Source organism: Burkholderia sp. MS455, assembly GCF_016899445.1.
Classification (GTDB): Bacteria; Pseudomonadota; Gammaproteobacteria; order Burkholderiales; family Burkholderiaceae; genus Burkholderia; species Burkholderia pyrrocinia_C.
The window spans coordinates 28,395-51,310 of sequence record NZ_CP041777.1 but is presented as its reverse complement, the minus strand read 5'-3'; the positions used below and the strand labels follow the sequence as shown (position 1 = coordinate 51,310).

At 64.9% G+C, this 22,916-nt stretch carries 19 protein-coding genes; 4 read left to right on the top strand and 15 right to left on the bottom strand.

Going from position 1 to position 22,916, the window contains the following annotated elements:
* Positions 1 to 127: 127 nt before the first annotated feature.
* The 7 genes from FPJ27_RS00220 to FPJ27_RS00190 all read right to left on the bottom strand — a co-directional run bounded on the left by FPJ27_RS00220 (position 128) and on the right by FPJ27_RS00190 (position 8,825).
* A complete protein-coding gene (locus tag FPJ27_RS00220) occupies positions 128 to 1,627 on the bottom strand; it encodes an amino acid racemase (RefSeq protein WP_204420985.1) in 1,500 nt (499 codons plus the stop codon).
* Complete coding sequence (locus FPJ27_RS00215) at positions 1,624 to 2,913, bottom strand: dicarboxylate/amino acid:cation symporter (protein WP_204421224.1); 1,290 nt, start codon at positions 2,911 to 2,913, stop codon at positions 1,624 to 1,626. The genes FPJ27_RS00220 and FPJ27_RS00215 overlap by 4 nt, the downstream gene beginning before the upstream one ends.
* 182 nt (positions 2,914 to 3,095) lie before the next feature.
* Positions 3,096 to 4,010: a LysR substrate-binding domain-containing protein gene (locus FPJ27_RS00210; RefSeq protein ID WP_175919929.1), complete on the bottom strand. Its 915-nt coding sequence runs from the start codon at positions 4,008 to 4,010 to the stop codon at positions 3,096 to 3,098.
* A 129-nt stretch (positions 4,011 to 4,139) separates the two neighbouring features.
* Positions 4,140 to 4,961: a D-alanyl-D-alanine carboxypeptidase family protein gene (locus tag FPJ27_RS00205; RefSeq protein ID WP_239483147.1), complete on the bottom strand. Its 822-nt coding sequence runs from the start codon at positions 4,959 to 4,961 to the stop codon at positions 4,140 to 4,142.
* Positions 4,962 to 5,444: 483 nt separating this feature from the next.
* On the bottom strand, positions 5,445 to 6,794 hold the full coding sequence (locus tag FPJ27_RS00200; RefSeq protein WP_239483146.1) for a reverse transcriptase family protein: 1,350 nt from the start codon (positions 6,792 to 6,794) through the stop codon (positions 5,445 to 5,447).
* A 400-nt stretch (positions 6,795 to 7,194) separates the two neighbouring features.
* Positions 7,195 to 8,160, bottom strand: a complete 966-nt coding sequence (locus tag FPJ27_RS00195) for an SDR family oxidoreductase (RefSeq protein ID WP_204420982.1) — start codon at positions 8,158 to 8,160, stop codon at positions 7,195 to 7,197.
* A 251-nt stretch (positions 8,161 to 8,411) separates the two neighbouring features.
* Positions 8,412 to 8,825, bottom strand: coding sequence for a DoxX family protein (locus FPJ27_RS00190; RefSeq protein WP_034182511.1), 414 nt, complete (start codon positions 8,823 to 8,825; stop codon positions 8,412 to 8,414).
* 1,056 nt (positions 8,826 to 9,881) lie between these two features.
* On the opposite strand from FPJ27_RS00190, the gene fliD reads away from it, so the two are divergent.
* On the top strand, positions 9,882 to 11,393 hold the full coding sequence (fliD, locus tag FPJ27_RS00185; RefSeq protein ID WP_204420981.1) for a flagellar filament capping protein FliD: 1,512 nt from the start codon (positions 9,882 to 9,884) through the stop codon (positions 11,391 to 11,393).
* A gap of 68 nt (positions 11,394 to 11,461) precedes the next feature.
* Here fliD and FPJ27_RS00180 read toward each other — a convergent pair whose 3' ends face one another.
* From FPJ27_RS00180 to rbsK, 4 genes are all read right to left on the bottom strand, one after another.
* Positions 11,462 to 12,109 (bottom strand): hypothetical protein, encoded by a 648-nt coding sequence (locus FPJ27_RS00180; RefSeq protein WP_204420980.1) that lies wholly within the window; start codon positions 12,107 to 12,109, stop codon positions 11,462 to 11,464.
* A 474-nt stretch (positions 12,110 to 12,583) separates the two neighbouring features.
* Complete coding sequence (locus tag FPJ27_RS00175; RefSeq protein ID WP_204420979.1) at positions 12,584 to 13,531, bottom strand: dihydrodipicolinate synthase family protein; 948 nt, start codon at positions 13,529 to 13,531, stop codon at positions 12,584 to 12,586.
* Between the two features lie 43 nt (positions 13,532 to 13,574).
* The gene (locus FPJ27_RS00170) at positions 13,575 to 14,894 is read right to left on the bottom strand and encodes an MFS transporter (RefSeq protein ID WP_204420978.1); all 1,320 of its coding nucleotides are present in this window, start codon (positions 14,892 to 14,894) and stop codon (positions 13,575 to 13,577) included.
* A 60-nt stretch (positions 14,895 to 14,954) separates the two neighbouring features.
* A complete protein-coding gene (gene rbsK / locus FPJ27_RS00165; protein ID WP_204420977.1) occupies positions 14,955 to 15,881 on the bottom strand; it encodes a ribokinase in 927 nt (308 codons plus the stop codon).
* Positions 15,882 to 16,122: 241 nt separating this feature from the next.
* Between rbsK and FPJ27_RS00160 the strand changes: the two genes are divergently transcribed.
* On the top strand, positions 16,123 to 17,214 hold the full coding sequence (locus tag FPJ27_RS00160) for a LacI family DNA-binding transcriptional regulator (RefSeq protein ID WP_204420976.1): 1,092 nt from the start codon (positions 16,123 to 16,125) through the stop codon (positions 17,212 to 17,214).
* Between the two features lie 34 nt (positions 17,215 to 17,248).
* Here the strand turns inward: FPJ27_RS00160 and FPJ27_RS00155 are convergent, their stop codons facing one another.
* From FPJ27_RS00155 to FPJ27_RS00145, 3 genes are all read right to left on the bottom strand, one after another.
* The gene (locus tag FPJ27_RS00155; protein WP_204420975.1) at positions 17,249 to 18,319 is read right to left on the bottom strand and encodes a lysozyme inhibitor LprI family protein; all 1,071 of its coding nucleotides are present in this window, start codon (positions 18,317 to 18,319) and stop codon (positions 17,249 to 17,251) included.
* A 435-nt stretch (positions 18,320 to 18,754) separates the two neighbouring features.
* On the bottom strand, positions 18,755 to 19,876 hold the full coding sequence (locus FPJ27_RS00150; protein WP_204420974.1) for a Fic family protein: 1,122 nt from the start codon (positions 19,874 to 19,876) through the stop codon (positions 18,755 to 18,757).
* Positions 19,877 to 19,969: 93 nt separating this feature from the next.
* Positions 19,970 to 20,887, bottom strand: coding sequence for a LysR family transcriptional regulator (locus tag FPJ27_RS00145; protein ID WP_204420973.1), 918 nt, complete (start codon positions 20,885 to 20,887; stop codon positions 19,970 to 19,972).
* A 128-nt stretch (positions 20,888 to 21,015) separates the two neighbouring features.
* On the opposite strand from FPJ27_RS00145, the gene FPJ27_RS00140 reads away from it, so the two are divergent.
* Positions 21,016 to 21,741 (top strand): pirin family protein, encoded by a 726-nt coding sequence (locus tag FPJ27_RS00140; RefSeq protein WP_072440399.1) that lies wholly within the window; start codon positions 21,016 to 21,018, stop codon positions 21,739 to 21,741.
* Positions 21,742 to 21,802: 61 nt separating this feature from the next.
* Positions 21,803 to 22,405, top strand: a complete 603-nt coding sequence (gene wrbA, locus FPJ27_RS00135) for an NAD(P)H:quinone oxidoreductase (protein ID WP_034182519.1) — start codon at positions 21,803 to 21,805, stop codon at positions 22,403 to 22,405.
* Positions 22,406 to 22,525: 120 nt separating this feature from the next.
* Here the strand turns inward: wrbA and FPJ27_RS00130 are convergent, their stop codons facing one another.
* A complete protein-coding gene (locus tag FPJ27_RS00130; protein ID WP_072440397.1) occupies positions 22,526 to 22,831 on the bottom strand; it encodes a hypothetical protein in 306 nt (101 codons plus the stop codon).
* Positions 22,832 to 22,916: the final 85 nt, after the last annotated feature.

Genomic DNA, 22,916 nt, shown 5'->3' with positions numbered 1-22,916 from the left:
CCGTGTCGGCGGGATACGAAGCAGCGCGGGCTGCGTGAGTACCTCTGGCTTGAGGATCTCGTCGAGTTGCTGCCCGATACGACCGCCGAACATCCCTACCCTACGTTTGTTGTATATGTCGCGTCAGTCAGCAAAACTGACCGGGTTGGCCTGCCGACCGGGTAACCGGCCGCTCCGCTGCCGCGGTCGCCAGCGCAACGCATTGCCGTGCAAGAACATCGGTCGGATCGACAAGACTGACGCGTGTGCCTGTCCTTCCCACGAAACTACCCTGCGGCAATAAAAGCGGCAGTTCGGTACATCCCAGTACGATGACTTCGACACCTTCCGCAATGAGCCCGTCAATGGCAGCGGAGATATCGTCGAGGCAACGTCCGGTGGTAAACCCCGCTTTCACCCCTGCCGTGCCGTAGATCGCTTCCATCACCCGGGCCTGCAATTCCGCTCCAGGCACGATTTGCCGCAACCCTTCCGATTCCAGGGCTTTCTCGTAGACGCCGCTTGCGATCGTCCCCGAGGTAGCCAGCACGCCAACGGAGGAAATCAGCGGAAACATCGCCCGGAGATGGCGAACCGTAACGGTCAGCATATTGACGATCGGGATACCCAGATACGGTTGAATGCGTTCGACAAATGCATGGGCGGTATTACACGGAATGGCGATGATGTCCGCGTCGCCCGACTCGAGCTTCTTGCAGGTCGCGTAAAGCGAAATGGTCGGGTCGGGACCGTCACCGATCAGGTTTTCCGTGCGGTCGGGAATCTGCGGATTCTGTTCGATCAGAAGCCTGATATGGTCCTGGTCGCGATTGGCCGGCGTGTTGCGTACGATCTTCTGCATGAAGTCCACCGTCGCCGCGGGGCCGACGCCACCAACTACGCCGACTTTGAAAACGGATTCAGGCAAACCGTAATTGCCCGCTATCACGTACTGCGCATACGCAAGATTCGAGTCGATCAGCGGTACGCGAAACGGGCCCATTTCCTCTGCCACGAGCGCAATTTCCGTCAGGCCTGGCACGATGATATTTGCGCCTTGCTCGACGAGGTCCTCGCACGCCTCGCGCAGCAGCGCGACAGGCCGGCCACACAGGTTGCCGCTCTTGATCCCGTCGGCGCCGTAGACAGCTTCGGTGATGAGATCGATGCCGTCGCGTGGGCGAGGGTAAATAACCTCGAATTCCGGCGCCGCGAAATACTTTTCAAAGAGCCCTTTTCGACGGGAGTAGTCCGAGGTCAACACGCCGATTCGCCGGGCGGCCGGAAACTTCCTTCGAACATGGCTGCGAACGGCTTCCACCATATCGACGATCTGCAAGGGCGAGTTGGCCTTCAGCTCGTCGATGAACGTATGACTGATGAAGCACGGGAGCACCACGGTCGTCACGCCCCGCTTCTCGAAGCCGCGGATCATGTCGAAAATGTATAGCTTCCGTTGGGTCGTCGCTTCACCACCACTGGCCGACCCTCGAAAGGGATGCTGCTCGAAAATGACGTCGACGTGCTCCGCATCGCTCGATGCAGGCGTCGATTTGACGAGCTTGAAAAAGACATCCGCGCTAGCCAGTGGACCCAGGCCGCCCACCACGCCGAATTTTTTCCCGCTCAGCACGTTTGCGCCGATCATTTCGTTTCGCCCTGCAATTGGGCCAAGGCAACGCTGTTCGCTCCATCTTCCTGCTTGGCGAGCCGCTTCAACTCCCACTTGGCAATGACGGCCGTCGAGATACTGTTACCGATCACGTTCGTAGCGGTTCGCCCCATATCGAGAATCTGATCGATGGCGAGAATCAGCACCACGCCGGACGGCGGCAGATGAAACATCGGTGCAACTGCGGCGACCACCACCACGGAACCTCTTGCGACACCGGCCATTCCCTTGCTGCTCAACATCAGGACGAGCAACATCATGATTTGCGTTCCGACCGGCATGTCGATGCCGAATGCCTGCGCAATGAAAATCGCTGCAAACGCCTGGTACATCATCGACCCGTCGAGATTGAACGCGTAGCCGAGCGGCAACGTAAAGCCGACGACCTTCTTGTCGATACCGAACGCTTCAAGCTTCTCGGTCAGACGCGGATAAGCGGCCTCGCTGCTCGCGGTCGAAAAGGCGAGCATCGCGGGTTCACGGACAGCTCTCAGCAACTTCCAGATCGATTTTCCCAGGAAGACATAACCGACGACGATGAGGGCAATCCAAAGCAGGACCAGACCGAGATAGAAGCTGCCGACGAGCTTGCCGTACGTGGTCAGCACATCCAGGCCGTTCACCGTGATCGCGGATGCCAGGGCGCCGAATACACCCACGGGTGCGAGCCGCATCACATAGTCGGTCAGCTTCAACATTGCAGGGACGAGCGCATCGATGCCGGCGATCAACGGTGTGACCCGCGGGTCCTTTTTGATCGCACTCAGAACGACGCCAAACAGCACGGAAAAGACGAGGATTTGCAGGATGTCATTTCGCGCCATCGCATCGATGATGCTGGAAGGAAACGCATGCGTGACGAAGTCCTTGAAGTTCAGACCCGCGGTGTTGAGACCGGTTGCCACATCGGCACTGGTCTGCGTCATATGCAGCCCCGCGCCGGGCTGCAGCGCATTCGCAAGGACAAGGCCAAGCGCGAGCGAGAAAAGCGACGCGCACACGAACCATCCCACCGACCTGAACCCGATTCTGCGCACGTCGCTCGTCCCTTCCATGCCGGCGAGCCCGGATACCAGCGTGGCGAAGACGAGCGGCGCGATGATCATCTTCACAAGGCGCAGGAAGATATCCGTGATAATCGAGAAGTACCCTGCGATTGCCTTGGCTTCTGCAGCACCGGCGACATTCCGATGGCACACGTAACCGACGGCGACGCCGAGCACCATGCCAGCCAGAATATAGAAAGTTAAGCGATTTTTCATTTCCATCAGTCCGAGGAGTGCGCACCAAGGTCTGACGTGACCACGGTACGCTGGCAGGAGGCAAAAATGTCGCTAGCGAGGCGACGTTTCTGTGTATGGGACGGATGATAGAGATGATCGAAAAAGGCTCGATGCGGGTCCTGCATGGGGATATGCGAACGTCACATAACGCGGGATAACCCCTAATCGGAGGCTGGCGACGCGGCACGAAGATGGCGCCAGAGCGTGTCTAGAAACTCATTACGATTCGATGCATCGCGGTAGACGCGAAGTTCGATTTCGAGGTTCCATGCGTCCCGGCCCGCTGGAACCAGTTCGCTCGCGCCGAGCTCGTCGACAATCGAGCTTTTCGGAAGCCACGCGACACCTTCACCTTCCAGGACCAGTTTCTTGACGACCTCCGCCATGTCGGACTCGTAATGCAGCCGCAAGGCCGGGCTCGTGTCGACTCGACTCAAAAGGAGTGCGAGGCAGCGGCCGAAATAGCTGGTTTCCGTATACGAAATCAACGGCAATGCATGGGCCACCGTTCCAGGCAACCGGAACGCAGGCCCACCACGCGGGTTTGGCCGACAGACAGGCATCAGTAAGTCGACGCCCACGGCGAGATGCTCGTACCTGGTCGGGTCGAGATGGAGGGGAAGCTCCGGGTGATGATAGGCAAACATCAGTTCACAGTTGCCGTTCACGAGCATCAGGATCGAGTCGTGGACATTGGTGGGTATCACCCGGGCACGTACCTCCCCGAAACGCGCAGTGAGCGCTTTCAACCAGCCGGGCAAGAAACCTAGCGCGATCGTATGACCCGCCGCAATCCGCAAGCCTTTGCCCGCCATGCGCTGGTCATTGCGAATGATGGCTCGCGTATCGAACAGCTTTCCCAGTATGTCTACCGCTGCCTCCCGAAACAGTTGTCCGGCAGGCGTCAGGGTTGGAGGGAAGCTGCTGCGGTCGATGAGATCCGCGCCAACCCACTGCTCGAGCGACTGAATGCGCCTGCTGAACCCCGACTGGGTGACGTTCCGAAATTGCGCCGCCCGCGAGAAGCTCTGATACTGCGAGAGGGCAATGAAGTCCTCAATCCACTTGATTTCCATTTCTGGTCCTGTAACAAGGCGGCATCTTCTGCGAGATCGATTCTACGCCCGGCCCCTTTCCCGATAACGTCGCGGGAAGCGGATGTCATCAGGCCGTGCAAGACCGGTGCGCTCCAGCTTTCAATGCGTTCAGGCTCCGTTCAACTTTGCGACGCCCGGCTGAAAGGTGCGGGTGACGACGTGCGGGCCGCTGCCGTCTTGGACTGGATAGTCCCGGTAGTCTGAAAACGCGTAGTTCAACAGGCTGGCGGCGCCCGTTATCCGCGCACCGGCCGTTGGCGCACCCAGGAGCACAGCAAAGACTCGCCTGGTCATAGGGGGTGACGTCTGCTTTCTTTTCGCGGTTGCGACGATGCAGTAGCCGGCCGCCTCGGTATGACCCGTCTTCATGCCGTCGACCGACGGGTCCTTTCCAAGCAGCCAGTTTTTGTTTCGCTTCTCGAACTTGCCGAATGCGAAATGCTGCTCCGACGAGAATGCGTAGTACTCCGGGAAGTCCTTGGTGAGGCGCAAGGCCAACGTGGAAAGGTCACGAGCGGTCGAGTAATTTCCCGGCGTCGTAACGCCCGACGGCGTCGAGTAATGGGTATGTTTCATTCCTAGCTGCCGTGCGGTTTCGTTCATGAGCTGCTTGAATCCAGCTAGCGAGCCTCCGACGCGCTCGGCCAGGACAAGTGCGGCATCGTTGGCAGAGGCGGCAATCAGACCGCGGACGAGCGCTTTGACCGGCACCCGTTGCCCCGGTACCAGATACATTCTGGCCTCGTCGTTTCCGACTTCACCGATGTCCGCGGCGCCCACCCGCACTTTCTCGTCCCAGCGCACGGTTCCACGCTTCAACGCGCCGAGTACGATGTACGCTGTCATGAGTTTGGTGAGCGATGCCGGCTGACGCTCGGCGTCCGCGTTATGCTCCACCAGCATCTGAGCGGATTCGCCGTCAACTACCATCCATGACACGGCCTGGACGTCAGACGGTGGCTGCGCGGCCGCACCTCCGGCTGTCACGCATGAAGCGATTACCGCCGTGACGAGAAGGCATCGAAAAAGAGAATTGGAAAACCGGAACGTCAAGTTTGAAACCTGCGTGAAGACATTGTTGGTCTTGCAAACGACGTTTTCCGCGGCAACTACGCGGCAAGTCACGTTGCATGGACAGGGCCGCTCATCTTAGACGCGTGAAGAGCATGGCTCCATGCCGCTTTCGCATGACGTCATTCTGAATCAGCAAACTCAAGACTTTGGATCACTAAGCGATAGCGGTCGAACTGTCGTCAATCGACGAGCCCAGACACCTTCGACAAGATGGCCGACAAGGCGTGATGTGGCCCATCGAGCAACAAGACATAACCTGTCCGGGTGCCTGCTTCAGGCTTGACGGAACGACGTGCCATCTGCCGGCCGAAGGCGATCCCTAATCCCTGCCCGAGCGCCTTACCGGCCGACGGCGTCAGCGTCCCACGCGATCCGGTCGAACAGCGCACGCAGCTTCGCGCCGCGCGCACCGTTCAGCGCTGCCGCATGCGCGACGCGTCCGGCAAGATGCGCGCGGAAATCCGGATGCGCGTCGCGATTCTGCGACGCCGGCCCGCGCCGGATGCAGTTCGTCAGGATGGCCTTCAGGAGATCGAACTCATCGCGCGCCAGATTCGGATGACGATTGACGACCACGCCGGCCAGTTGCTGCCGCGTGCCGCGCCGCATTACGCGGGTCTTGCGCAGTTGCAGCGCGAAGCCCTCCTCGAGCGCGATCGCGGCGACCCTGACCTGCAGCCGCTCGACTTCGCGCGCGAGCGCGCCGCCGCCGGAAAACGCGAGATCGTCGGCATAGCGCGTGTAGGTCGCATCGAGCGAACGCGCGAGCGCGGCGAGCCGCATGTCGAACCGGAATGCGCTCAGGTTCGCCAGTGCCGGCGACGTCGGCGCGCCCTGCGGCAGGTGCCGATTGCGGTAGCGCTGACGGCCGATCCAGTCGAGCCGGTCGCGCAGGTCCGGCGCGAGCAGCCGCGCCGACGGCACGCGGTTGGTGCACAGCCCGGTGAGCGTACGCGCGACTTCGGCCGGATACCCGAGCGCGACGAACAGCGCATGGACCCGCGCGGCGCGCACCGACACGAAGAAATCCGCGAGATCGAAACGGACGACCACGTCGCGATTCGCGTGCGGCGCCGCAAACGACACGATCCCGCGCCCCTTGCGAAAACCGTGTACCGCGCCGTGCGGCGCAATGCGATCGAGCAGCCCGTGCAGGATGCGTCGCTGCGCTTCGCGCAGCCGCCCCTTCGGGATCTCGACCACACGGCACCCGCCGCTGCGCTTGTCGACCGCAACGTACGTGTAGTGATGCAGCGGCGTCGTGCCGCCGCGTGCGTCTACGCGCCAGTGGTCGGACAGCCAGTCGAGCTCCGGCACGCTCACGCCGAGCCAGCCGGCGAGATCGCCGGGCGTCGCCCATTGCGGCACGTCGCAGCCGGCAAGCGGCACCGGCAACGGCCGCTGGACCGGCGGCCGCCGCACGACGCGGATCACGGCCGGGCGGTCGTCGCCGTACCACGCGCGCACGAATCCTGGCGCATCGGCCAGGTCCGCCGCCAGCGCGTCGATGTCGGCGTCGGCCCACTTCGGGCCGAAGCGTGCGAGCGCGGCATCCGCGGTTTCGTGCGCCCACGGCGGCGCATCGCCGAGCACGGCCGTCATCCGGGCGATGACGCCAGCGCGTTCGGGCGATCCGGCCAGCATCGCCTCGGCAATCGTGCGAACGGTATCGAACAGGGATGCGTACATGGAAATCGATGGGCGGGACGATGAGCCAACGTGACTGGTGCTGCGAGAGCCGCCGTTGCGCAACGCGCAACGTCCGCTCTTGCGACGCATCGGGGTATCGAGCTCATCCACGGGGTAGCCCCGTAGTCCTGGAACATCGGCTGCCTGTTCCGGGCGTGTGCTTGACCCACCGGCCCGCGTCGGGACTTTAAAGGCCGGGAAGGCAGGATGTCAAACCGGGCGGGCAGACCCGCGCCGCCGCTGCGCCCGCGAATTCGACGAAGTCTTCGAGCCATTTCAGTTGCATGGCTCGGCTCCTGGGCGCGCGGCGAGATGCTGCGCAGTGGTTGCGATTCGCACTTGCGGCGAATCGGCAGGCCAGCGTCGGGCGTGCGCCGCAGGCCTCGGATGGCGCCCGATCCTACGGCACCTGCGGCGCATCGCGCAGCACCGTGCGCAACGCGATATCGAACGGCGTCGCATAATCGATCCCGAGTTCGCGCACGCGCGACGCGTCCAGATGGCAGTCGTACGGGCGCGGCGTCGCATCGGTCGGCTGCTCGATCGGCGCGAGCGATGCGTCGATGCCTAGCGCTGCCGCGATCCGCTGCGCGATGTCGTACTTCGTCATCGGCTCCTCGCCCGACCAATGACGGATACCCGTGATGGACGCGCCCGCGAGATGACGCAGCGTCAGGTCGCGGATGACTTGCGCGACGTCCGGCGTGTAGGTCGGATAGCGGATCGCCCATGCATCCATGCCGACCGCGTCGGCACCCGGGCGCGCGGAAGCGACGATCGCGGGGACGAGGCTCGTGACGGCCGATTCGCTCCAGTCGGCGACCGGGCCGTAAAGCAACGGCAGGCGCAGCACGCACGACAGCGGCGATGCGGCGACGAGCGCAGCTTCGCCTTCCAGCTTCGTGCGGCCGTAGATGTTCAGCGGGTTCGGCGTGGCGTCTTCACGGTACGGGGCCGCCTTGCCGTCGAATACGTAGTCGGTGGAGATGCCCAGCGTCCATGCGCCATATCGCGCGGCGAGCGCGCCGATGCGGGCCGGCGCTGTGACGTTGATGGCGCGCGCGGCGGCCGGGTCGCGTTCGCAGACGTCGGGGCGGCGTTCGGCTGCACAGAGGATGACGGCGGCCGGTTTGCGGGTTTCGAACAGGTGTTCGAGGGCCGGCTGGTCGAGCGCGTCGAGTCGGGCGATGTTTTCCGGGGGCAGCGCGAGAAGTTTTGCGCCCGCGCTTTGCGGGTTCCGGATGGTCGCGAGCAGCGTCAGCGACGATTCGCGGGCCAGCGACGCGGCAACCGCGCGGCCGAGCAGGCCGGAGGCGCCGATGACGAGGATGGTCGGGAGTTCGGTCGACGAAGTTGGGCTTGGCATGGGCGGCGATTCGGGTGACGTAGGGAGGCGCGAGGTCGCGTTCGGCGTTCGAGCTGCGGTCGTCCGGAGGATAGCGGAAAAGGTGCGCATCCGATCAACGACAAACGACCCTCGAACCGTACCATGCGGAATCGCCACCCGGCGCACGCAAGCTCCGGAGCCACCGGCGATTCGCCCGCCACCCAAAAGACAAAGCCCAGCACACTTGCGCGCACCGGGCCTGCCATACTGCACTGAAACTTCGCGCCGCTTTACTTCCGGTCGAGCGAATACCGCCCCGGGCCGGTCAGCGCGAGCAACAGCAACCCGCCGATGATGCTGACGTTCTTGTAGAAGTTGATCATCGCCATGTACTGGTCCATGCCCTGCAGCGCCCAGTAGCGATGGCCGATCAGCGCGGTCGCGAGCGTATAGGCGGCGAACACCAGCGCGAGCGGACGCGTATAGAAGCCGATCGCGATCAGCAGGCCGCCGGCCAGTTCGACCGCCACCGCGATCACGGCCGCCAGTTCCGGCGCCGGGTTCCCCGTCGACGCCATGTACGCGACCGTGCCCGAGAAGCCGTTCAGCTTCTGCCAGCCGAACAGCACGAACAGGATCATCAGCAGCACGCGAGCCGCCAGCAGCAGCTCGTCCTTCTTCGACTCCAGCGAAACGTAACGCATAGCAAACACCCTTGAATTGACGGTTTGATGCATCCGGCGCCGATGCGCGCCGAATCGGCGCGCCAGGTCGGCAACGGACCACTCCTCGCGCAATCGGACAGCGGACCGGACGGCCCACCGCCGAAGAATCCTTCCGGTTGCGCCGTTCCTGGCGCGCTCCGGATCGGTTCTGGCGAAGCACGGGTGCAGTCTACTGTCTCACCGGGAATCATCAATCATCCATGAAGCGATTCGCTGTCTCATTTAAGTAGACAATCGGACGCAACAAGACCGTTGCACAGCGGATGACGGCCCCGCGCAAATCGCTCCGTTTTCGTGTTTCCAGATCAGGAAAACCGTTCCTCTTCTTCCTGGCCGCCTTATTCAATTGATATTGTTGGCGCCAATTGACACATGCCGGTCACAACAACTCGTCTCGACAGTTAATTGGCGACACGTTCTACGCGTGCTTCATTCGCCATTGATTCTGCGTAGCAATTCGATCGTCTTTACAGTCAGCCAGTGATCTTTTTTCGATCAAAGACACACGGACCGGGAATGCAAATTGATAACCTAAAACGTTTCACGTACGCGTGGCCCGACATCTCATGTAGCGTGATATCGCCTACCTGACAAGGTTTGCGGCTCGATACTGACCAAGCATGACGCCTGCTCCACGCAGCCGCTCCGCCTGACGGATAGCGGCATGAACGAAAAATTCCCCATCAAACATTCACGCTTTCAGCAATTTTTAAACTCCAGAAAACATTCCTCAATAAATACAATAAAAATCATGCGCTTACGATGAAAAATAGCAAACCGCCATCGCGCATTCACTCGCCATCTTCCACCTACAATTTTCTCAACAAACATTACAAAAAATTACCAATTAATGCCGGTTTAAATATACGATGGCGCACCGATTCGTTCTTACGTTTCCCCAACGCCTCCCGTGAACCCCGGCATGCGTCGCGCGGGAGGCCGCATGCAGGCGAATCGCGACGAGGCCGCCCGGATCACCGCGAGCGGACTCGACAGCCGTTCGTCGCAGGATCGCCTTTCAACCGGAGCCCACCCATGCCAACGAACACGCCCGTGAATAGCGGCGCGAACGCAAACAGCCTGATGCAACAGGCGGCGCAATCGATCATCAACGGCTCGACCGGCAATCCGTCGATGGACGTCGGCACGCTGGTCAAGACTCTGGTGAACGCGAAGACGGCCGGCCGTGCCGCGACGCTTGCCGCGTCGCAAGCGACCGGCAGCACGCGGATTTCCGCATTCGGCGCACTGTCTTCGGCGCTGGGCGCGCTCCAGGCGGGCCTCGCATCGCTGACGAACGGCGGGCTGCAGTCGACGTTCAACGCCGTCGCGAGCGGCAAGGGCCTGACCGCGACGGCGGGTGCGGGCGCGGTCGCCGGCACCTACACGGTCGGCGTCACGCAGATCGCGACCGCGCAGGCGCTGTCGTCGGCCGGTTTCAACGGGACCAGGGCACTCGGTACCGGCACGCTGACGCTGTCGCTCGGCAGCCAGTCGTTCAAGGTCGAGGTCGGCAGCACGAACAACACGCTGTCGGGCATCGCGGCCGCGATCAACGCGGCGTCGAACAACCCGGGGATCAGCGCGACGGTCATCAACGGCACCGACGGCGCGCACCTCGTGCTCGCATCGTCGAAGACGGGCGCGGCGAACGCGATCAGCGTCGCGGTCGGCAACGTGGCCAACGACAACGGGCTGTCGAGCCTCGGCGTCACGTCGACGGCCGACACGGCCGGCGGCGCGTCGAAGATCGAATCGGCGAACAGCGCGGCCGCGTGGCGGCAAAGCGCGGTCGCACAGGATGCGAGGTTCACGATCAACGGGATCGCGTCGACCAGCGCGAGCAACGCGGTGTCGGGTGCGCTGACGGGCATCACGCTGAACCTGTCGGCGGCCGCGGTCAGCGCGACCGATACGCAGACGCTGACGGTCAGCACCGACACGAAATCGCAGGCGGCGACGATCACGAATTTCGTGAGCCTGTACAACACGGTCGTCAAGACGATGGGCGCGCTGACGAGCTACACGGAAGGCGCGAACGCACAAGGCGCGCTGATCGGCGATTCGACACTGAACACGATCCGCAACGCGCTCGCATCGAGCGTCGCGCGCGGCGTCGACAGCGGCGGCACCGAGAAGGGCAGCGGGCACGCGAACCTGCTGTCGATCGGCATCAAGCTCGAGCGGGACGGCACGCTGAGCGTCGACAGCGCGAAGCTCGGCGACACGCTGTCCGCCAACCCGACGGCGGTCGCGCGCCTGTTCAACCCGACGAACGGGATCGGCACGCGCCTGACCGAGCAGATCACGCAATTTACGAAGAAGAACGGAATGATCGACGTGCGCACGACCGCACTGAACGCCGATCTGAAGCGCATCACGCAGCAGCAGTCCGATCTGTCCGACTACGCTGCGCAATTGACCAAGCAGTATCAAGCGCAGTTCACGGCACTCAACACGCTGATGGCCAGGATGAACTCGAACTCGCAGTACCTGACGCGGTTGTTCGGCGGCGCAAACAGCAACGGCACGCTGGCGAAAAGATGAACGGCCGGGCTCCGCGGTGACCGCTTCAGCGGTTCCCGCGCAATCAATGGTTCGAGCGGGTCGAGCCGTCAGCCGAGCCCCTCGACGCGGTCGGCGAACAAATCGATCGCACGCGACACCTGACGCCCGAAATAGCCTGGCCGTTCGCGCTCGTATGCGCGCAGCAACGTCGTGCATTCGCGCTCGGCCCAGCGCCAGACCGGGCCCTGCTTCGCGAATACGGGATGATCGTGCAACGCCGCCGGCACCGCGTGCTCGTCCTCCCAGCCCCAGAAATACGCCTGGTACGCGCGGGCGAACGGCATCCCCAGATTGTTCGCGACGGTCTCGTCGTGGCGCAGCGTGAAGTCGACGATCTCCTTGCGCACGCGGCCGCCGACATCGTCGTGGCGCGCCTCGATCCAGCAGTGATACCGCGCGAGGTGCGACAGATGCCGCGCGGTGCGGCGCCGCTCGCGCGTCGTGCACAGCGCGTACAGGTTGCCGTCGCCGAAATCCATCACTTCGCCGCCCGCGAACGGCCGGTAAGCCTTGCCGGTCAGCAGCGTCAGCACCTGCGCGCCGACGATCGCGTAGTCGGCGCACCGCATGTAGCCGCTGCGCGTCGTCGCTTCCGACACGCTCCGATGGACGACCTCGTCGATCACGGCGTGCAGCCTGGCATCTACCGGCGCCGCCAGGATCGGTGGCTGGCTAGTCGTCGTCACTGGTTGCATCGGAGGCGAATACGGATTCAACGGTTCATCGGTAAAAAACGCTCCGAGGCATAATATTACGAACCATTACAAGAACCGATAGACGGATTGAGCAGATTTGTATGCTTTTGTCGTGCGGTGACGGAGCATGCCGGACAGGTCACCGGACGCCACCGAAGCAGTACGCAGCGCAGTAGTGGGACGCGCGTCGGCGCCGCGCTCGTGGAGCGCGGGCGGTTCGATTTTGTGATGCGGTGGATGAAGGCCGGACGGCGTGTCTGCGGTGCACCGCCGTTCGTGACAACGGGCATCGTGCCCGTCCCGGCCGACTACCGTGGTGGTGTGGTCGCGGCAGGCGGCATTGCCGCCACCCATGTAATCGGGAATCCCGATGGTTTCCGTTGCGTTGCGCACCCGGCACGAACACGGCGCCGGGCTTATACCATCCGGGACGTTACAGGCACGCCGTCAGCACCGCACGGCGCGCCGCATCCGCTATTGCGCGGCGATCCGCCGGCGGAAATGCTCGGTACCGGCCACGATCTTGTCGAGCACCGCATCGAGCGCCCAGAATCGTTCGCGCACGTCGTAATCGATCGCGCGGCATTTGATCGACCCGAAGGTGCCGATCCGCTGATGGTAGATCTTCGCCAGCGCCGGGTAGCCCAGCGCTTCCGACACCGCCGACACGACCAGGAACGTCGACAGTTCGTCGGCCAGCGCCGGGTTCGCGTCTCCTTGCGTGCGCAACCATCGGTAGAGATCCGGATGGAAGTTGGTGAACACGCCGTTGAAGCCCGCGGACCCCGCCTTCATCGCGTCCCACGCAATCGCGGCGTTCGCGTTCAGGATCTTCAGCGGCGATCCCGCGGCGAGCGCGACCCGCCGCTTCACCGTCTCGAGGTCGCAGCTCACGTCCTTGAGCATCACGAACCGGCCCGTGTCGATGCACGCGCGCAGTTCGTCATCCGAAAGAAGCCGCCGGTAAGGCGCCGGACACTCGTACAGGCCGAGCGGCAGATCCGACGGCAGTCGCGCGAGCAGCCTGTGAAGATGGTCGAGCAGCGCGGCGCTGCCCTTGCGCTGCGGATCGAGCCGGTTGGTCACGAGCACGACGCCCTGCGCACCCGATTCGGCCGCCGCGCACAGTTCGGCGACCTGCGCGTCGAGATCGTCGCTAACGTGCCCCGATGCGACGACGGGCACGCGCCCGGCCACCCGCTCGACCACGAAGCGCGCCAGTTCCGCACGTTCGGCAAGACTCAGGAACTGCATCTCGCTCGATTGCGCGACCGCGAACAACGCATCCGCGCCGTGCGCCAGATACCATTCGATGAGCCGCTCGAGCCCCGCGTAGTCGATCGCGCCGGCATCGTCGAACGGCGTCAGCATCACCGGTACGATCCCCTCGATGGTCACGTTCGCTTGCTGCTGGTGTTGCATCTGTTTCTCCTTCCTTCAGTGAATGCGTGTACAAGCTGCGTGCTCAGGCTGGCAATGGTCCGTGCGCGGCATTCGCCACCTGCTCGGGAATCGGCTTGCGCACCAGCAGCAGGTAAGCCATCGCACCGGCGAACGCGATCGCCGCGGCGGTCAGCAGCGCAGGCACGAACGACCACTTCTGCGCAATGATGCCCGTCAGGATCGGCGCAAGCGCGCCGCCGATGAAACCGCCGAAATTCTGGATCGCGCCGAGTGACGCGACACGGCTCGGCGGCGCGGCCGCCGTCGCGAGCGCCCACGAAGAGGCCGACGCCGCGTTGGCGAGAAAGATCACGACCGAAATGCATGCGAGCGCGACCGCGTTGCTCTGCACGAGCGCGGCCGGGATCGTGAACGCGACCATCCCGAGCATCGCGACCACCACCGCATTGCGCCGGCTCACGACCGGCGAACGGCTGCGACGCGTGACCACGTCCGACAGCCAGCCGGCGACCAGCGAGCCGACGAACCCGCACAGGAACGGCACCGACGCGGCAAACCCGGTGCGGATCAGGCTCATGTGCCGCTCCATCGTCAGGTACCCGGGCAGCCAGGTCAGGTAGACCCAGTTCAGGTACACGGAACCGAAAAAGCCGATCAGCATCCCCCAGGTCGTGCCGTGCGAGAACAGGCTGCGCCATTCGCCGAAAGTCAGTTTCGGCGCCGCGACGACGCTCTGCGCATCGGCATCGAGATAGCTGCGCTCGTCCACGGTCAGTTGCGCGCGCACCGGATCGCGGTACAGCGCAAACCAGACGACGGCGACGACAAGACCCGCGGCGCCCGTCGCAATGAACGCCCAGCGCCAGTCGAACGATGCGACGAGGATCGACAGCAGCAACGGCGCGAGCGCGGTGCCGAGCGGCGACGCGGCGTTGAAGATCCCGGTCGGCGTGCCGCGCGCACGCAGCGGAAACCAGTTGCTCACCACCCGCGCGGCCGACGGGAACTGCGGCGCCTCGCCGATGCCGAGCACGATGCGCGCGACGATGAACCAGCCGAAGGTGGACACGATGCCGCCGGCCGCCTGCGCGAACGACCAGACGATCAGCCCGATGCCGAGCAGCCGGCGCGGACCGATGCGGTCGACGAGCCCGCCGACCGGAAACTGGCACAGCGCATAGCTCCACGAGAACGCCGACAGCAGCAGCCCCATCTGCGCGAGCGACAAGCCGAGATCGCCCCGGATCGCCGAGCTCGCGACAGCCAGCGTGCCGCGATCGAGATAATTGACGATCCCGCTCGCCATCAACAGCGCGAGCGCGATGCGTTGCCCGCGCCGGATACGCGGCGGCGCGTGCGGAACAGTCTGGTTTTCGCTCATTACGTTTGTCTCCATGTCTCGGGTATCGGCCGGTTCCGGCCATTCCGTCGCTTGCGGAATTCAGGTATCCATACGTGTCACTTCTTCGCGCGTCGGGATCGAGGTCTGCGCGCCGTAGCGCGTGACGCTGATCGCGGCCGCACGCTGGCCGAAGCCGATCGCGTCGTCCATTGACGCGCCGTCTGCGCGGGCGGCCGCGAACCCGCCGACGAACGTGTCGCCGGCCGCGGTCGTATCGACGGCCGCCACCGACATCGCACGATGGCGGCCGTTCCCTGCACTGCCGCGCCAGCACACGCCGCGCGCGCCGAGCGTGACCAGCACGTTGCCGACGCCCTTCGCGCACAGCGCATCGGCGGCGCGCACGGCCGACGCATCGTCGCCGACGGCGATGCCGGTCAGCGACTCGGCTTCGGTTTCGTTGACGACGAGGTAGTCGACTCGCGCCAGCAACGCGTCGAACAGCGGCTGCGCAGGCGCGGGATTGAGCAGCACCGGCGTGTGGCGCGCGCTCGCACAGGCAATCGCGCGCGCCACGGTCGCGATCGGCACTTCGAGCTGGCATACCAGCAGCGCCGCCCCGGCGATCGTTTCGCGCGCCGCGTCGATCCGGCCGGCGTCGAGGCACGCATTCGCGCCGGGCACGACGACGATGCTGTTCGCGCCGCCGTCGTCGACCGTGATCGCGGCAACACCGGTCGACGCGCCGCCGATGCGATGCAGGTGCGTCACGTCGATCCGTTCAGCCGCCAGCGCGCCGTGCAGGCGCGCACCGAACGCGTCGTCGCCGACGCAGCCGATCATCGCGACCGACGCACCCAGACGCGCGGCCGCGACCGCCTGGTTCGCCCCCTTGCCGCCGTGAACGGTCTGGAATTCAGTGCCGAGCAGCGTCTCGCCCGGCACCGGCAGGCGCGGCGCACGCGTGACGAGGTCGATGTTCACGCTGCCGACGACAGCGATATGCGGTGAACGGGCGCTGTTCATGTCTCGATGTAACCGCTTACATTTGAAGTGGACAAAACGGCCGGGAAGGCCGTCGTCGATGAAAATTTCGCGATACGGATGGAATATGTGTCTGACATAATACGGAACACCATCAAGATAGCGCTTACATTCTCACAGGATCGAATCGGGATGCAAGCGGGACCACCATGAATCGAGGGTAAACAATGACGCTTTTGACAGCGCGCGGCGTCGGCAACACCGCCACGCAGGGAGACGGCCGATGAGCACGCCCCCGTCCCGCGGCGGCGCGTCCCGTGCGCGCCGCGGCAGCGGCCGCTCGGTGCTCGGTGACGTCGCGAAGCTGGCCGGCGTGTCGACCGCGACCGTCTCGCGCGTATACAACGATCCCGGCAAGGTGTCGGCCGACGTGCAGCAGCGCGTGCGCGACGCGGCGCGCGCACTGAACTGGATTCCGAATGCGGCCGGCCGTGCGCTCGCGTCCACGCGCACCCACATCACCGGCGCGATCATTCCGACGCTCGACGACCAGGTGTTCGCGTCGCAGGTCGCGGGCATGCAGACGGTCATGGCCGAGCACGGCATCACGCTGTTTCTCGGCTGCTCGAACTACGATCCCGCGCAGGCGCTGGCGCAGGTGCGCGCGATGCTGTCGCGCGGCGTCGAAGCCGTATCGCTGGTCGGCGAAGCGTATCCGCCCGAATTGTTCGAACTGCTTGCGATGCACGGCGTGCCGTACGTCGTCACGTACGCCTATCGCGACGACAGCCCGCACTGCTGCATCGGCTTCGACAACCGCGCGGCGTTCGCGCGGCTCACCACGCACCTGCTCGACCTCGGGCACCGCGATTTCGCGATCATCATGCAGCCGTCGGCCGACAACGACCGTGTGCAGGCCCGCCTGCGCGGCATTCACGACACGCTTGCCGCACACGGGCTCGCGGTGCGCCCCATGCATCAGCACGAAGGCGCGGCCACGATCGCGTTCGGGCGGGCGAGCCTGCGCGCGATCGCCGACAGCGACGCGGCGACGCGGCCGACGGCCGTGATCTGCGGCAACGACGCGCTCGCGCTCGGCGCGTTGCTCGAGGCGCAGGCGCTCGGCATCGACGTGCCCGCGCAATTGTCGATCACCGGGTTCGACGACATCGCGCTCGCGCGCGAGATCCGGCCGCCGCTGACGACGATGTGGGTCGACACCGATGCGATCGGGCGGCAGGCCGCGCATGCGTTGCTCGACGCGCTCGAGCACGGCGCAACCGGGCCCGGTCGAGCCGTCGTGCCCGAGTTGCGGATACGGGAATCGGTTGCACCGCCGAAGCAGGCGCAAGCGGGCGCATCGCGCAAAGAATGAAGACGCGTCGAGCGGCTCCGGCCGCCCCGCCCGCTCACTGCATCACGTCGATCGGCAGCGTCCTGTCGAGATTGTCGTGCCACGCCTGGATGGTCTTCGGCACGGTTTTCTTCCACGCCTGCGCGTTCGAGTAATAACGCATCCGGACCTTGTTCTGCGCATCGAACACGAGCAGCCCGATCCACAGATCGGTACCGCGGCTCATCACGATCGCCGCGTTCGTCGTCGCGATACCGCTCACCCAATACGACTTCACGCGTGCATTCAGCCCGTCGAGATCCTTTTCGTCGGCGCTGTCATTGACCATGTCGACGAGCGTCGGGTAGTCGGCGCCAAGCAGCTTGTGCGCGATCGCGTTCTGCGTCGCGTCGGTCACGACCTTGAGGCTCAGCAGGTCGGCCTGCGGTTTGGCCTGGAACTGCGACGCGGTCACGTAGTCGCCCGCGTAGACGACGCCCGCACCGGCGCCGCAATCGAAATCCCCACCCTGTTGCGTGACGCGGATGCGCCCGCCCTTCCGGTCGAAATCGAGCCGGCATTTGTCCTTGCGGTAGGTGCCGCTGTCGCCGTGCAGCACGATGTCGCCGTCGAGCCCGCCGGTATTCGCGCCGTTGTTGGCACCCAGCTCGAAATGCAGCCGCGGCGCCGTGCCGGTGAACGTCAGGACGCCGCCGACCGACGGGTTGTCGCTCGTCAGGTACCGGGTCTGCTGCCAGCGATCGGCGGCAAGCGGCGTGCCGTTCAGGCTCGCGAGCCGTTCGCGATAGCGGTCGCCGAGGCACGGCGCTTCGGTGCCGCACTGGTCGCGCTGCTTGAGCCACTTCAACTGCGCGGCTTTCAGCCCGGCCGTATCGCCGCCTTTCGCGAGCGCCTTCTTCCACGCCGCTGCAAGGTCACCGTCGAGCTTCGACAGCGCGGCGTCCGCGCAGATCGTCTTCTCGGTCGGCGAAGCGGCCTTCGCGCAGTCGAAGCCGGCTGCATGCACGGCGATCGGCAACAGCGTCAGCAGCGCGGCCGCCGCGATGAATCGCAGGTGCAAGTACCGCGTATCACATGCGGGAATCGCGGCTTGCCCGCGCGCGTTCGATCGATTCTGGATGGTCATCGGCTTGGCTCGTCGCTGGGTCGCGCGCCTGTAGAAGCTACCTGCACGCGACATTCAAGGTAAAAAACGCCCGGCCCGACATGCGACGCATGCCGTCGCCCGCCGCAGCGTAACCCGAATGCGCGACGCCGATCAATCGACGTTCGATGTCATCGCAACCGTTCCGGCGGCCACGCTGCATTGCACGATGCCGTCGCGCAATGCGGCTTCCACGACGGCATCGATGATCCCGATGAACACCATTACGCCATCGCGATCGTGCACGGGTGCGGGTGCGGGTGCGGGTGCGGGTGCGGGTGCGGGTGCGGGTGCGGGTGCGGGTGCGGGTGCGGGTGCGGGTGCGGGTGCGGGTGCGGGTGCGGGTGCGGGTGCGGGTGCGGCAGGCGGCGCCTGCGCGGCATCCAACGTCGAAGCCGGTTACGGTGCGAGCAAACGTCAGCCGTCGAACGGCACCAGCTCGTAACTCGTGCTCCGCCCGCCGGACGACGAGCGAAGCAGCACACCGTGCTCGACGAGTTCCGTGATGTCGCGCAGCGCCGTGTCTTGCGAACACGTTGCGAGAGCTGCCCACTTGGTGGTCGTCAACTTCCCTTCGAAGCCGTCGAGCAAGCGATTCATGACCTTGACCTGACGCTCGTTCATCGCGAAGCCCGCACATCGCTGCCAGAAGCGCGCCTTGACCAGGACCGCGTCGAGCGTCGTGTGAGCGTGATCGACGGCCCTGCCGAGTGCATTCAAAAACCACGCGAGCCATTCGGTGACGTCGAGCGAACCGCGCTGTGTACGCTCCAGCACGTCGTAATACACGTCACGCTCGCGCTGGATTTGCGCCGACAGGCTATAGAAGCGCTGCGGACTCCGATCGGCGCGCGCCAGGACCAGATCCCCGAGCGCTCGCGCGATACGGCCGTTGCCGTCGTCGAACGGGTGAAGCGTGACGAACCACAGATGGGCCAGGCCGGCGCGGATCAGTAAAGGCTCGACCGACGCGGCATTGAGCCACGCGAGAAAGCGCCCGACCTCGTTCGCGAGACGCGCGGCGGGCGGTGCTTCGAAATGCACGCGCTGTCGGCCGATCGGCCCGGACACGACCTGCATCGGCCCGCTCGCATCCGTACGCCATGCGCCGACCGCGATCCGCGACATCCCGGAATAGCCGGTCGGGAAAAGGGCTGCATGCCATCCGAACAGACGGCTTTCGGTGACCGGCGTCGCCGAATGGGTCGTCGCATCCAGCACCATGTCGACCACGCCCTCGACGTGGCGATCGACCGGCGCCAGTGCGCCGATATCGACCCCGAGCCGGCGTGCAATCGACGATCGGACCGATGCGACGCTCAGGTTTTCGCCCTCGATGGCGCTGGTCTTGACGACGTCCTCCGTCAGCGCGACCAGGCTGGCCTCATCGCGCAGCGCCAGGCCGATATCCGCCAGCCGCCCGGCCAGCATGCCTTGCGCACGGCTGACGTCGGCGAGTGACGTGGCGAGTGCCGGGAGGTCGAAGCGCCATGCGGGCCAGTCGGCCGCCTCCCAGATGAAGGTGTAATCTCCGCTCATGATGCGGAGATTATCCCACCGATTCACCGCATGGCTCAATATTCTCCGCAATTCATGCGGAGAATAACGCCTCTATTCACCGCACCTCGCCCGCTACCGCCGCCTGCCCGCCCCGCCCTTCGCCGCCGGCGCAGCCTCCCCGAGCCGCTCCGCGAGAAACCCGATGAACGTGCGCAGCGTGACGAATCCTTCGCGGTGCTGCGGAAACACCGCATTGAGCGTGATCGGCGCCGGCGCATACGCATCGAGCACCGGCACGAGCGCGCCGCTGTCGAGCGCCGCGCCGACGATGAAGTGCGGCAGCAGCACGATGCCGAGCCCCGCGATCGCCGCATCGCGCACCACTTCGCCATTGTTCGCGACGAGCGGCCCCTGCACGTCGAACGTGCGCGCCGCGCCATCGACGCGGAATTCCCAGCCGACGCGCCGCTCGCGCCCGTACAGCAGGCACGTGTGGTCGGCGAGATCGGCCGGTGTTTCGGGTGTGCCCTGCCGCTTCAGATAGGCAGGGCTCGCGCACGCGATCATCCGCCACGCGCCGAGCGGGCGCGCGATCAACGTCGAATCCTCGAGCGAGCCGATCCGCAGCACGAGATCGAAGCCCTCGCCGATCAGGTCGACGCGCCGGTCGGTCAGGTCGAGGTTCAGCCGCACGGCCGGGTGCGCGGACAGGAATTCGGCGATCAGCGGCGACACGTGCGTGATCCCGAACGACAGCGGCGCGCTGATCTTCAGCGAACCGTGCAGCTCGGTGCTGCGCACCGACATTGCCTGCTCGGCGTCGGCGATCTCGGCAAGAATCCGCTGCGCCCGCGCATAAAACTCCTGCCCCGATTCGGTCACCGCGAGATTGCGCGTGTTGCGGTGCAGAAGCCGCACGCCGAGCGACGCCTCCAGCGCCATCGTGCGCCGGCTGACGAACTGCTTGGACAGCATCAGCTGGTCGGCCGCCGCCGTGAAGCTGCCCGCGTCGACCGTCGCGACGAAGATCCTCAGATCGTTGAGTTCCATATTGTCCACTCCATAGCGACAGTCATTATCTCTACAGCCATTTATTTGTCAAATCGATTGACCTAAGATTCATCTCAACGAACGGCCGGACCCACTTCCGAGGCCCGGCGACTTCAAGGACAGAAATCATGATCGAAATCCGTGCAGCAAACCAACGTGGCCGTGCGGAGCATGGCTGGCTCAGCTCCCGTCATACGTTTTCGTTCGCGAATTACTACGATCCGAAGCAAGTCGGCTTCTCCGACCTGCTCGTGATCAACGACGACCGCGTCGCACCGGGCCGCGGCTTCGGCACGCACCCGCACCGCGACATGGAGATCCTGTCGTACGTGCTCGACGGCGCGCTGGAACACAAGGACTCGATGGGCACCGGATCGGTGATCGTGCCGGGCGACGTGCAACTGATGAGCGCGGGCACGGGCGTGCGCCACAGCGAGTTCAACCACTCGCCGGACGCGGGGGTCCACTTCCTGCAGATCTGGGTCGGGCCGGCCGAAAAGGGTGCCGAGCCGCGTTATCAGCAGACGAACGTCGCGGCCGACGAAAAGCGCGGCAAGCTCACGCTGGTCGTGTCGCCGAACGGCGACGCCGGTTCGCTGAAGATCCGGCAGGACACGCGGATCTACGCGGGCCTGTTCGACGGCGATGAGCGCGCGACGCTGGAACTGGCACCGGACCGCTTTGCTTACGTGCACGTTGCACGCGGCAGCGTGACGGTCAACGGCGTGACGCTCGGCGAAGGCGACGGCGCGCGCATCCGCGGCGAACAGGCGCTGACGCTCGCCGACGGCAACGACGCCGAAGTGCTGGTGTTCGACCTGCGCCCGGTCGAAGTGACGGCCGAGTGGGCATAACACCCGTTCGGGAAACCGGGCCCCGCCGAACGCGGGGCCCTTTTAATCGGAGATTCGCATCATGGCCAAGGTACTCGTTCTTTACTACTCGTCCTACGGGCACGTCGAAACGATGGCGCAACACGTCGCGGAAGGCGCGAAATCGGTGCCCGGCGTCGAGGTCGCGCTCAAGCGCGTGCCGGAAACGATCCCCGTCGATCAGGCCAGGGCGATCGGCGTGAAGGTCGACCAGGCCGCACCGGTCGCCACGGTGGACGAACTCGCCGATTACGATGCGATCATCTTCGGCACGCCGACCCGCTTCGGCAACATGGCCGGCCAGATGCGCACGTTCCTCGACCAGACCGGCGGCCTGTGGATGAAGGGCGCACTCGTCGGCAAGATCGGCAGCGTGTTCGCGTCGACCGGCACGCAGCACGGCGGCCAGGAAACGACGATCACGTCGTTCCACACGACGCTGCTGCACCAGGGGATGGTGATCGTGGGCGTGCCGTATGCGTGCAGCGGGCTCGTCAACATGAACGAAATCACCGGCGGCACGCCGTACGGCGCGACGACGCTCGCAGGCGCGGACGGCAGCCGCCAGCCGAGCGCGAACGAACTCGAAATCGCGCGCTACCAGGGCAAGCACGTCGCGGAACTCGCGAGCAAGCTCGCGTCGTAACGCGTCGCACCATCCGGGAATCCGCCGGCCGCACACGGTCCGGCATTCCCGGGAAACCGCACACGAACGGACGGCGCCGGGGCAACCCGGCGCCGTCCGTTCGTGCGTGTTTGCCGGCCGTTACTGCCCCGAAGCCGGCGCGGCGGGCGCCGCCTTCGTCGCGGGCGCCTTCTGCACGGCGTTCTGCGGATAGTTGCTCTGGTCGTTGGTCAGCCGGTAGCCGCTGCCGGTGCCGATCGCCTTCAGGTCCGACGCGTGGCGCGCCCGGGCCGCCTTGCGTGCCGCCTTCTTCTGCGCCTTGTCGAGCTGCTTCTGCGTCGGCGCGGACGCCGGATCCTGCGCGTATGCCGCCGGCGCGGCGGTCAACAGCAGACCGAACGACGCCGTTACTGCTGCTGCCACTGAAACCACGCGAGATTTCTTCATGGCCGGATCTCCTTGTCGATTGTTGGTTGTGGGTCGAATATCAGCGCGCACGCGACGGCTTGCGACGACGGCGCCGATGCAACGT

Bases quoted from the DNA above. Each gene is read 5' to 3' on its own strand.
- FPJ27_RS00180 (WP_204420980.1), bottom strand. From the start codon at position 12,109: ATGCAACCAGTGACGACGACTAGCCAGCCACCGATCCTGGCGGCGCCG.
- FPJ27_RS00220 (WP_204420985.1), bottom strand. From the start codon at position 1,627: ATGATCGGCGCAAACGTGCTGAGCGGGAAAAAATTCGGCGTGGTGGGC.
- FPJ27_RS00210 (WP_175919929.1), bottom strand. From the start codon at position 4,010: ATGGAAATCAAGTGGATTGAGGACTTCATTGCCCTCTCGCAGTATCAG.
- FPJ27_RS00205 (WP_239483147.1), bottom strand. From the start codon at position 4,961: ATGGTAGTTGACGGCGAATCCGCTCAGATGCTGGTGGAGCATAACGCG.
- FPJ27_RS00170 (WP_204420978.1), bottom strand. From the start codon at position 14,894: ATGAGCGAAAACCAGACTGTTCCGCACGCGCCGCCGCGTATCCGGCGC.
- fliD (WP_204420981.1), top strand. From the start codon at position 9,882: ATGCCAACGAACACGCCCGTGAATAGCGGCGCGAACGCAAACAGCCTG.
- FPJ27_RS00160 (WP_204420976.1), top strand. From the start codon at position 16,123: ATGAGCACGCCCCCGTCCCGCGGCGGCGCGTCCCGTGCGCGCCGCGGC.
- rbsK (WP_204420977.1), bottom strand. From the start codon at position 15,881: ATGAACAGCGCCCGTTCACCGCATATCGCTGTCGTCGGCAGCGTGAAC.
- FPJ27_RS00130 (WP_072440397.1), bottom strand. From the start codon at position 22,831: ATGAAGAAATCTCGCGTGGTTTCAGTGGCAGCAGCAGTAACGGCGTCG.
- FPJ27_RS00215 (WP_204421224.1), bottom strand. From the start codon at position 2,913: ATGAAAAATCGCTTAACTTTCTATATTCTGGCTGGCATGGTGCTCGGC.
- wrbA (WP_034182519.1), top strand. From the start codon at position 21,803: ATGGCCAAGGTACTCGTTCTTTACTACTCGTCCTACGGGCACGTCGAA.
- FPJ27_RS00200 (WP_239483146.1), bottom strand. From the start codon at position 6,794: ATGTACGCATCCCTGTTCGATACCGTTCGCACGATTGCCGAGGCGATG.
- FPJ27_RS00150 (WP_204420974.1), bottom strand. From the start codon at position 19,876: ATGAGCGGAGATTACACCTTCATCTGGGAGGCGGCCGACTGGCCCGCA.
- FPJ27_RS00145 (WP_204420973.1), bottom strand. From the start codon at position 20,887: ATGGAACTCAACGATCTGAGGATCTTCGTCGCGACGGTCGACGCGGGC.
- FPJ27_RS00175 (WP_204420979.1), bottom strand. From the start codon at position 13,531: ATGCAACACCAGCAGCAAGCGAACGTGACCATCGAGGGGATCGTACCG.
- FPJ27_RS00195 (WP_204420982.1), bottom strand. From the start codon at position 8,160: ATGCCAAGCCCAACTTCGTCGACCGAACTCCCGACCATCCTCGTCATC.
- FPJ27_RS00155 (WP_204420975.1), bottom strand. From the start codon at position 18,319: ATGACCATCCAGAATCGATCGAACGCGCGCGGGCAAGCCGCGATTCCC.
- FPJ27_RS00140 (WP_072440399.1), top strand. From the start codon at position 21,016: ATGATCGAAATCCGTGCAGCAAACCAACGTGGCCGTGCGGAGCATGGC.
- FPJ27_RS00190 (WP_034182511.1), bottom strand. From the start codon at position 8,825: ATGCGTTACGTTTCGCTGGAGTCGAAGAAGGACGAGCTGCTGCTGGCG.